Below are 727 nucleotides of genomic sequence, written 5' to 3'. Positions count from 1 at the left end.
CACCCTCACGGTCAGGCCATACGACCACGCGGGAGAGCCCTTGTCGCGCAAGGACGTGGCAGAAGTAGTATTGTATGTCTTCGACAGTGAGCTTTGTTCTGTCGAACGGATAGATACACACGTAGGACAAACGGTTACCATAAACGCCCCCAAGGGCAAATCCCTCCACATCGTAGGATGGGGTAACCTGGGCGGGGGACGAGAGAACTGTACCGGCTATGAACCCGGTCGCCATAAAGACTATTACCAGGTAAGCTTGTTGCCCCTTACCCGGGCCATGGCTTATTCTCTTTCGCCCGACGACCTGTTCCGCGGAGAGATTACACTGGACGGAAATGGTGAAAGCGATACCACTATCGAACTCCCCATCTACCGCGAAACCGGTAGCCTGACCATCACCGTGCGCGGCCTCACGGCCTTTGCAGGCTTTGCCGATCACAACTACTCTATCCAGGTGCGTGAAACCCCTTCGGTGATCGACTTCTACGGCGATTTATCCGGAGATAAAGTAGCCTACCAGCCTACCAGCTCCTTTACAATTGGAGCAGCCCGGGAGGAATATTACACGCCACCTTTCAATATGCTGCCCGAAGAACAAGGTATCCATATCGATATCTACCACGGCACAGAATTGGTCACCACCATCTCTCAGGATAACACCGGGCAGCCCATTGCCATTAAGAAAGGCCAGCTTACCAACGTGCTTATCGACCTGCGATCCTCGCTC

At 53.9% G+C, this 727-nt stretch carries 1 protein-coding gene; it reads left to right on the top strand.

The features are described from left to right. The coding region (locus D0T87_RS25185; RefSeq protein ID WP_163177806.1) for a FimB/Mfa2 family fimbrial subunit at window positions 1-727 on the top strand (727 nt) is incomplete at both ends.

The sequence above is a fragment of the Bacteroides sp. 51 genome, from assembly GCF_010500965.1.
GTDB lineage: Bacteria > Bacteroidota > Bacteroidia > Bacteroidales > Bacteroidaceae > Bacteroides.
Note: the sequence above shows the minus strand (reverse complement) of the source record. Positions and strands in the feature narration are given on the sequence as shown.